Genomic DNA, 1,093 nt, shown 5'->3' on the forward strand with positions numbered 1-1,093 from the left:
TCTGGCGCCTAACTATGTGCTCAACCGGACCTGCGGGGAGAGGCCACGTTTTCATCAACCACTTCCGGCCCGCGGCCGGTTAGCACGGCGTTAGGTATTGCCATGCTGCCTTTCGCGATCCTTGGGGCGTTCGTACTAATTCCAGTCCTGCTGGCACATGGCGCGCTTGTGGTTTTTTGGGCGTTCCGTCTCAAGCGCGCGGGGCGCCACAACTCTCTACGGCTCTCTGTGTTTGGCGGCCTGTCAGGAGCATTTGTGTTTGCACTTCTCACAGCCTGGAGTCTTTCTGGCTATCAGGAGCTGCAGTCCTCGGGCCGGACCCTAATTTTTTCAGGTTCTTTCAGAACTGCAGCTTATGCGTCAATCTTGCTAGCGTGTGGTAGCGGTGCTGTCTGGGGCGTTCTTGCGTCGATTGGTTTCCATCGTCTCTCGCTATTTCGCAACGGTGCTGCGAGTAACAAAACCTAACTGTGTGTGTATGGACTCCCCTGTCAACCGCTGACGAGTCGGCTGTACTTTGCTTCCTGCTGACCCGCTCTTCTTGCGCCTGGGCAAGCGGCTGCATTCGTGTATTCGGCTTTGTTGGACGGTTTTCGTCCGAGCCATGATGGAATCCGCGAAGCAGGGCCATTCGTTCAAGCCTCAATCGCTGTGCCAGCACTATCGGCTTGGCTGCTTCGGGGACCGTCGCACAGGCATCAGGTTGAAGCGTTGCAGCGCGTGAAGTGGTGGGCTCGTTTGTCTGGGGTGTGGATTCAGTGCGCGCGATGCGCGCTGAGGTGGTTCGGGTCAAAGGCCTGGCCGTGGCGATCCGCGGCCCAGAGCCGTCGGACGGTCTTGTTGGCCAGCGCCACCGCGGCTTTGTTGTGGCCGGCGCGTTCGGCCAGTGCCAAGGCCCACTCCTGGGTTCGATCGAGCGGTTTTCCCTGCTTCTGGGCGAGCTTCGCCGCCAGCAGTGCCGATCGGGCGCCGTGGATCAGCAGGGTGCGCAGGTAGCTGTGACGTGCCCCCAGCAGCCATACCACCCGTTACTGGGAAAGTCCGGGGTTGAAGGGTACTTCGTTCTTCTGGTTGTTGATCCGGTGTTGGGCTG

General features: G+C 59.8%; 1 pseudogene. It reads right to left on the minus strand.

Annotation, left to right across the window (positions count from 1 at the left end):
• Positions 1-755: 755 nt before the first annotated feature.
• A pseudogene (locus BLP83_RS18115) lies at positions 756-995 on the minus strand (IS110 family transposase); the annotation flags it as partial.
• Positions 996-1,093 lie beyond the last annotated feature (98 nt).

The sequence above is a fragment of the Aquimonas voraii genome, from assembly GCF_900101825.1.
Taxonomy (GTDB): Bacteria; Pseudomonadota; Gammaproteobacteria; order Xanthomonadales; family Xanthomonadaceae; genus Aquimonas; species Aquimonas voraii.